Annotated in this window: 7 protein-coding genes and 1 pseudogene; 1 reads left to right on the top strand and 7 read right to left on the bottom strand. The window is 59.0% G+C overall.

The genetic code is table 11. The features are described from left to right. The 4 genes and pseudogenes from AACS18_RS09945 to AACS18_RS09960 all read right to left on the bottom strand — a co-directional run. Positions 1–301, bottom strand: a pseudogene (locus tag AACS18_RS09945) (carboxypeptidase M32); the annotation flags it as partial. Between the two features lie 139 nt (positions 302–440). Further along, positions 441–1,022: a DNA endonuclease SmrA gene (smrA, locus tag AACS18_RS09950; protein ID WP_040068561.1), complete on the bottom strand. Its 582-nt coding sequence runs from the start codon at positions 1,020–1,022 to the stop codon at positions 441–443. Positions 1,023–1,209: 187 nt separating this feature from the next. After that, positions 1,210–1,389: a DUF3149 domain-containing protein gene (locus tag AACS18_RS09955; protein WP_005338733.1), complete on the bottom strand. Its 180-nt coding sequence runs from the start codon at positions 1,387–1,389 to the stop codon at positions 1,210–1,212. A 136-nt stretch (positions 1,390–1,525) separates the two neighbouring features. Next, positions 1,526–2,413 carry a TraB/GumN family protein gene (locus AACS18_RS09960; RefSeq protein ID WP_108612239.1) on the bottom strand — a complete coding sequence of 296 codons (888 nt, stop codon included), beginning with the start codon at positions 2,411–2,413 and terminating at the stop codon, positions 1,526–1,528. An 88-nt stretch (positions 2,414–2,501) separates the two neighbouring features. On the opposite strand from AACS18_RS09960, the gene AACS18_RS09965 reads away from it, so the two are divergent. Beyond that, positions 2,502–2,834 carry a DUF1904 family protein gene (locus AACS18_RS09965; RefSeq protein WP_108612240.1) on the top strand — a complete coding sequence of 111 codons (333 nt, stop codon included), beginning with the start codon at positions 2,502–2,504 and terminating at the stop codon, positions 2,832–2,834. A 91-nt stretch (positions 2,835–2,925) separates the two neighbouring features. Here AACS18_RS09965 and AACS18_RS09970 read toward each other — a convergent pair whose 3' ends face one another. The 3 genes from AACS18_RS09970 to AACS18_RS09980 form a co-directional block, all read right to left on the bottom strand. Continuing rightward, positions 2,926–3,753: an SDR family oxidoreductase gene (locus AACS18_RS09970; protein WP_042054211.1), complete on the bottom strand. Its 828-nt coding sequence runs from the start codon at positions 3,751–3,753 to the stop codon at positions 2,926–2,928. 141 nt (positions 3,754–3,894) lie between these two features. Beyond that, positions 3,895–5,343: an OprD family outer membrane porin gene (locus tag AACS18_RS09975; RefSeq protein ID WP_005338723.1), complete on the bottom strand. Its 1,449-nt coding sequence runs from the start codon at positions 5,341–5,343 to the stop codon at positions 3,895–3,897. Between the two features lie 502 nt (positions 5,344–5,845). Next, positions 5,846–7,637 (bottom strand): methyl-accepting chemotaxis protein (locus tag AACS18_RS09980; RefSeq protein WP_108612243.1); only part of this gene is annotated, 1,792 nt, incomplete at its 5' end.

The raw sequence follows: 7,637 nt of genomic DNA on the forward strand, positions 1-7,637 counted from the left end.
ACAGCGCTTCGACCAGCTCACCGGGCAGCAGGCTTGCATCTTGCCACTGGCGCTTGATCTCGCCGAGGTTAGCACGTTGTACTTCATCGAGCGGTTCATTCTCGGCCTTGGCAATCCAGTCGCCCAGCTCGGGAGCGGTGCGCTTCTGGTGGATCAGCAGACCGAGTTCGGCCATCGCTTCGGCGCGGGCATCGTTGCCCCCTTCCGGCATCATGGCCGCCTGATCCCAGCCGCAGATGGCGGCGAGGTGGCTAAAGCGGTGGATCTGCTGCTGATGTTGTTCAAGCTTTTGATATGACATGGGATTGTCCTTGTTATCGTCCCTGATGGTATGCCGCCCCGTACCTGGCATGCTCGGGGCCGTTCGATGCTAACACCGCCGCAGCATCGTTGACCACCATCATGCAGGCGGGCCAAAGGCGTGGAGGCGAAACGCGGAATTAGCCGAGCCGCTTCTGGTGCCGTTCGCGGTTTTCCGCTTTTTTGCGTTCGCTTTTACGCAGCAGCACGTATAGAGCACCGCTGCCGCCGTGGCGACGCTCGGCGCTGTGGATCGCCATGACGGCGGGCAGTTGCGGCAACCAGGCGCTGACATAGCTTTTCAGCAGGGCGCGCGGGGTGCTGCGCTCTCCCTTGCCGTGCAGGATCAGCAGGCAGCGGATATCACGGACTTCACAATCCGCAATGAACTGCACCAGCGTCTGGCGCGCTTCGTTGAGGGTTTTCTGGTGCAAGTCCAGGCTGGCCTGCAGCTCGTATTTGCCGAGCCGCAGCTTCTTGTAGACCCCCTCCTGCACCCCATCACGCTTGAAGCCGATGATTTCGTGCGGATCGCGCATCTCGATGGCCTCCATGGTGAGGTGGTCGAGGGCGAGTTGCTCGGCGGTGGCAGCCTGACGGCGAGCGAGCTGCGCCTCGGTCGGGGCGGATTTGGCGGCATGGGGATGGATGTTGTCGCTGCGAATGGGCCGAACGTCGGCCACTTCATTCATAAATAGCGAGAGTTCGTCGTTATGAGACACGGCAGGCTCCCCATAAGAAAAAGTGGGGGCCATTATAACGGCCGCAACCGGCACAGAAAACGGGGAAAGGGTCAGGGGATAAGGGGCACCCGGCATGGACACTGCTGCAGTCTGGCCCGGGAATCACCGCCGCGAACCATAAAACAGCACAGGCGGTCAGTGTGAACTGCCGCCTGTGGTCAGAGGATTACTTGCCCTCTTTGGGCTGTTGAGAATGGGGTTGCTGTGAATGAGGCGGTTGCGAGTGCATCACCTTGTAGATGAAGTAGGCCGCGTAAGAGCTGATGAGCAAGAAGGTGCCGATAATCACCAGCATCGACATCAATCCCACGCTGTTGCCAAACATCAGGTCCAGCCAAAAGTCCATTTTATTGCTCCTGTCACCCGGTTGATGACAGGCATGATAAATACCTCTTTGCCCCGTCCGGGATGATCCCGATCAACTCCCTTGCAGGTTGTTTAATAACCAGCGCGATCTGTGATCGTTCTCACTGGACTCCTTGCTACCGAGCCTGCACAGGGCCCGGTGTGGTGAGCGGGGTAATGCGCCACCCTTGCTGCTCCAGCAACGCCAGCAACCCCTGTTCGCCGTAAAGGTGGAGGGCGCCTACCACGATAAAGCTCTCGTTGGGCAGGGTGGACCATTTCTTCAGCCAGTTGTGGTTGCGCTCGGCCAGCAGGGTCTGCTCCATCCAGCTTTGTAGCGCGGGCGGGGCCATCTCCTCCTTGAGCAGATTGATCAGCGTCGCCTCATCCCCCTGCTGCCACGCCTTCATCACGGCGGCGAAACCACTCTCCAGCATCGGTAGCTCATCCAGGGTGCTGGCGAGCATCAGGGTCTGGTTGTCACCCACGCTGGCCAGATAACCGAGCTGCTCCAGCAGGGTTTCACAACCCACTACCGGTTTGCCCTCTTTGGCGGCCCGGACGGCAAAGTGCTGGTCTATCCCGAGTTCACTCTTGAAGTCGGATCGGGCCATGGCGGCCTGGGTCAGGGTAATGGCGGCAAACCAGGGGCGCAGGGTGGCGAGGGTCGCCTCGTCGATGCCATAGCGGGCACCTGCCATCAGGGTGCGTTGATAGAGCTCGGCAGGCAGATGATCCTTGAGCGGTTTGCCATCCACCAGTCGGGTGAGGGAGCCGGTCTGTTGCCACTGATCCGGCGTGATGCTGTTCATGTCAACCTCCATCACCAGTGCGCGACTCTGCAGCCAGGCACGCTCCACCGGCTCGGGCAGAGGATAGAGAGCTGGCTTGCCCGCATGGATGGAGCCCAGCAGCCAGTGTTGCTGGTTGCCCTTGCTCACCCGATAGAAGGCGGGATCGGCAAAGGCGTGCAGCGGTAGCAGCAGGCAGAGCAGGAAGGCAAAGAGGGTGCGATGAAATCTCATGGGGATCCTTAATGTGCGCCGGGTGACTTCTCTTGCTGACAATAACCCCTATGATAAGTCCTCATTTCAGATAACCAAGAGGTTTGCCATGCCCCATCTTCGTTTTCGCGCCGTGACGCTCGAGACCCTGCAACAGCTGAGCGGCCCGCTGCTGGCCGAGCTTTGCGAGCTGACCGGCGGCAAGCCGGAGTTTGTCACCATGGAGCGGATTGATAGCTGCTGGATACGCAACGGCGAGCCCGAGGCGGGTTTTCCATTTGCCGAGCTGCACTGGTTCGAGCGGCCACAAGAGATGCAGGACGCCGCCGCGCGCCTTATCACGCGCCATTTGAAACGAGTGCTGGGGGAGCAGACCTATGTGGTGGTGCAGGTGATCCCTCTGGTCAAGAGCGCCTACTACAGCAATGGCGAGCACTATTGAAGAGAGGGGCAAACCAGGTTGGCGGGACGGGTGATGCCGTTACGCAGCTAACCCAACCTAGGCACCTTGATGCTCACCGCAAATCACGGGATCAGGCCGATTTGGCCAGCAGTTTGTCGAGCCAGCGAGTGGGCAATACCCGTCGCAAGAAGGCAAACAGCCGGGTCGGCGTGGTCACCGGATAGCGCGCCTTGGGATGGGCGTGGGTCAGCGCATGGAGCAGCGGCGGGATGCAGGCTTCGCTTGGGAGGGTAAAGCCGCTGGTGGCCCCCTCTTTTTCCAGCCGCGTCAGGGTCTGGCGGTAGGCCGATTGATGACGGCTCTGGGCTGGGTCGATGTGGCGCAAGAAGGCGCTGCGGGCATTGGCACGAAAACGGGTATCGATGGGGCCCGGTTCAATCAGGCTGATATGTACCCCGCTACCCGCCAGTTCGAGGCGCAGAGTGTCGCTATAACCTTCAAGCGCAAATTTGCTGGCGTTATAGGCGCCGCGATACTTCATGGCAACCAGTCCCAGCACCGAGCTGTTCTGCACTATCCGCCCCTCTTTGGCCTCCAGCATCGGCGGCAGCACCTGTCGGATCAGATGGTGCCAGCCAAACAGGTTGGTATTGAATTGTTCCCTGAGCGCCTCGGTGGGCAGATCTTCCAGCGCCCCGGGTTGGCCATAAGCGCCATTGTTGAACAGGCCATAGAGGCGCCCGCCTGCCAGATGGAGCGCCGCACTGGCCCCCAGTTCGATGGACGCTGGGTCTGCCAGATCCAGCTGTACTGCCAGCAATCCCTGTTGCTGCAGACGGGCCACATCTTCCGCCTTGCGCGCCGAAGCGATCACGGTAAAACCGTGCTGCCCGAGCGCCTGTGCGGCGGCGAGGCCAATACCGCTGGAACAACCGGTGATCAAAACAAAACGGGGCATGATGGCGTCCTTGTTACTGCTGATAAAAGCGTGCGGGCTGGTGAGCGGATAAAATCCTTATCCGGCTCGCATGTTAGCCTGCCAACCGGCAAAAAGAAAACCGGGCCAAGTGGCCCGGTTTGCTGACATCGTATTGCCTGATTACATGAAGGTAAGCGGCATGATGATGTGGAACTTGACGTCGTGCTCGGAGGCGAAGATGTTGGGGTAATCGGTCCAACCGCCGCCCTGGCTGATGTCGTTGTTGTAGTCGGTGTAGTGCAGTTTGAACAGGGTGCCTTTCAGCTTGCCATCCTGCACGGTATAGGTGACATCGAAGTTGGCTGCCCATTCGGTATCTTCACCGTTGGCTGCTTTCTTGCCTTGACCGGTTTCGATATCCCAACCGTAAGCACCAGATACACCGACGGACCAGCCAGGCGCACCAACCAGGTCATCCAGAGAACGGGTCACGCCGAAGAACAGCGCTTTCTCGTTGTTGGCGTTCCAGTCAGAGCGGGAGTCCCACCAAATTTCGTTGGCACCCTGGGAGTTGGCGTAGCCACGGGTCAGACGGGGCAGGTAGTTGCCTTCCGCACCTTCAGCCTTGGTCCACAGACCTTCCAGACGGAAGCCGTACGGGCCCATGCCCCAGGCAGCTGTCAGAGCTTGTTGCCATGCCAGACCGTCATAAGTCTCGATCTGGGAAGCGCCCTTGGTGTAGGTCTCGGTCTCGGAACCGTAGAACTGGTAGCTGGTGGAGAGGCCGCCCAGTACGTCAAACTTGTGAGCCAGTTTGAAGTGGTAGCTGTCCATGTAGCCTTCGGACTGACCGAAAGAACCGGTCACAGCAGTGCCATTTTCGAAGGTGTAACGGGCTGCAATACCGTGGATGTAGTCGATGACGTTTTCATCAGCGAACGGATCCATCCACGCTTTGGCACGGGAGAAGACCTGAGTCTCTTTGTACCAGGGGGCCTTGTACTCGTCAGCGATGGCGTAGGTCAGGTAGAGGCCACCGAAGTTACCTTCAACTTGACCACCACGATAGGTACCCGGCTGATAAGACCAGTTAACACCGATTTGGCCAGGGACATACAGCTGGGTATAACCACCCTTGGCAGTGATGCCGCCGTCCAGGAATTTCAGCTTCATCGCTGCGTTGGAGAGGCTGAAACCACCTTCAGGGGAGCCATCTTTGGCGTTGTTGCCCCAAGAACGGCCAGCGAAGGAGAATTCGTTTTCCTGGTTGACCGGGTGATTTTCGGTAACGGCCAGGTCATAGGCACCGAAGCCGCCCAGATCCAGACCTACGGTGTCCCAGGCATAACCGGAGTTGAAGTTAAGAGCGGCTTGAACGGTGGAATGGCTCAGGTTGGACTGGTATTTGCCTTCTTTCTTGGCTGCAGTCGGGTCACCATCGATGCGCTGACGATCACGCTGGAAGTAGAACAGACCGCCGGTCAGTTTGGAGTCTTTAACGAAGGTTTCATAGGACTGGCCGTATTCCGGGCTCATCATATCCTGAGCTGCCAACGCCATACCGGGGGCGACCAGAGCGGCTACCACAGCGGCACTCAAAGCGGCGCGCTTGAAGATCACTTTTTCCATTTTTATTGCTCCTGATTTTATGGACTTAGCTTTTTTTTCCGGCAGTTGGCATCGGGCCTACCGCTCGGTATTGGCATTGCAATCAAAACCCCGAAGGGCAAAAAATCTTGTCTTGGCTACCTGCAAACCCGGATGTCTTGGCACATCTGTAGTTGGCAGTCCTGATCATCACATGTTGTTTTTTTATGTTCCGATTCTTGGCTATCGGACAACCCCAAGAGTACGTTCGCGGTGCGAAATATCAATGAAAAGTTCCCTCAACGTTTCAAAAGTATGACCGAGTGCAAATAATCATGGGCAAGGTCGTAAACAGCCTCATGGCAGGTATTACGGTGATGAGAGCGTTTTCTTGAGGCCGCAGCCAGCGCCAGTGCGGGTTTTCATCCGGTACGGGGGAAGAGGTGTCAGTTAACCTGCCGATAACAGATAATTTTGTGCTACAAAAAAACTTTCCCTCTGGTTGAGGGAAAGTGATCTGGTGAGGATGCGGGGCGAATAGGGGTCAGCCTTGCTGGCCGAGGATGAGGGGGATCTGCTGCGCCTGATGGTGGATATGGGACGAGACCTGCACCGAGAGCTGGCTCACCTGACGGGCATGCTGATGGATACGGGTGATCAGATCGGCAAAACTGGCCAGCTTGTGTTCCTGACTTTTGGCGTTATCGGCGCCCTGCAGTGCGATAACTGCGGTGTTGCGGGCGATCTCCCGCACTGCCTGGGTAGTCTGGCGTAGTTGTTCCGCCTGCGCCCGCTGGCGGCTTGATTCGCTGGTGATCCGGTTCAGTACAGTGCCAAGTTGTTCGCCGGATTGGGTCAGGCGCCCCAGAATATCGGTGATCTGGTTGAGGGATTGCTGGGTATTGGCCGAGAGGTGGCGCACTTCATCGGCAACCACGGCAAAACCGCGTCCCTGTTCCCCTGCGCGGGCTGCTTCGATGGCGGCGTTGAGAGCCAGCAAGTTTGTTTGCTGAGCGATATGACCGATCACATCGACAATGGCCGTCACATCGGCAACCGAGCGAGTGAGGGCTTGCAGCGCCTCATCGCTCTCGTCAATCGCCAGTCCTGTCTGATGAGTGGCGTGCAGCATGCTGCCCACCAGATCTTCGCTCTGGCTCATCGCCTGTTCGTTATGGTGGGCATGCTGGGCGATGTCGGCGGCGACCTGATGGACCTCTCCGGCCAGCTGGTTCAGCTCATCCATCATCTGGCCGCTCTCGTCGACCACCTGTTCGGTGGTGCGGGTGCTGTGGTGGATCTCGTCAACCTGACTGACCATCTCTTGCAGACTGAGGGATACCGCTGACAGCTGCCCCTCTTTCTGTTGCTGGTCCAGTTGCAGACGACCGATCAGCCGATTGTAGCTGGCAACAATATCGGCCAGCTCGTTGCGATCGCGCCCGGCAGGCAACGGCTCGGCCTGCCCCGTCTGATCGAGCTGCATAAAGGCTCCGCGCAGTCGCAACAAGGGGGCGAGCAGCCAGCGTCGTTGCACCAGCGCAAACAGCAGGGCGACTATCACCAGACAGAGCGCCAGCGTGCCGAGGATGGTGGCCAGCTCCTGATTGACGGCTTGCCGCTCGCGGGCAAGTTGTTCCCCCATCTGTCTGGTTGCTTGCAACATGGCCATGATGTCTTGCTGCACGGTCTGGCGGCCAGCCTGTTGTTGCTGAAGCGCCGTGCGGCTGTTGGCCAGCTCCTGCGGATAGCGACCCAGCAGAGAGCGTAATTCGCTGCGCGGTTGATCTCCCAGCTCCTTGCGCACCGGCTCCCCCAGGGTGAACTCATCGGCGAGCGCCTCTTCATACAGGCCGAGCAGTGGCAGAGCTTGCAGCGCTTGCGCCTGTTTTTGCAGTGCCTCCAGCTCGAAGCGGATCCCTTCGAGCAGCTTTTCATTGCCCTGCTCCATATAGCTTTGGCGCAAATGGGCGAGGCGCGGCAGGCCCGCCAGGATCTCGGCCGCACCGCGGCGATATTGTTGTGCCGCGGCAGATTGTTCCGTGCTGGCGCCTTGCTCCCCATAGCGGATCAGCGCCATGGCCTGGCTGCCTAGTTCACTCTCCGCATTTTGTAGCAGCAGCTCGCTGTTGCCCGAGAGCTTGCCTGCGGCCTGATAGTCGTGTGCGATGCGCTGCGCCATCTGTTCGAGTTGCTGTCTGAGCGGGGCTGCCACGGCATCATCCTGAGTGGCCAGCGAGGAAAGCGCTTGCTGGCGGATCTTCTCCGCAGCGGTCAGTTGTTGCGGATCGCCGCTGTTGAGGTAGTCACGCAGGCTGTTTTGCAGGGTCACTGTC

The organism is Aeromonas sp. HMWF015 (assembly GCF_963878965.1).
In the GTDB taxonomy this organism is placed as follows: Bacteria; Pseudomonadota; Gammaproteobacteria; order Enterobacterales; family Aeromonadaceae; genus Aeromonas; species Aeromonas veronii.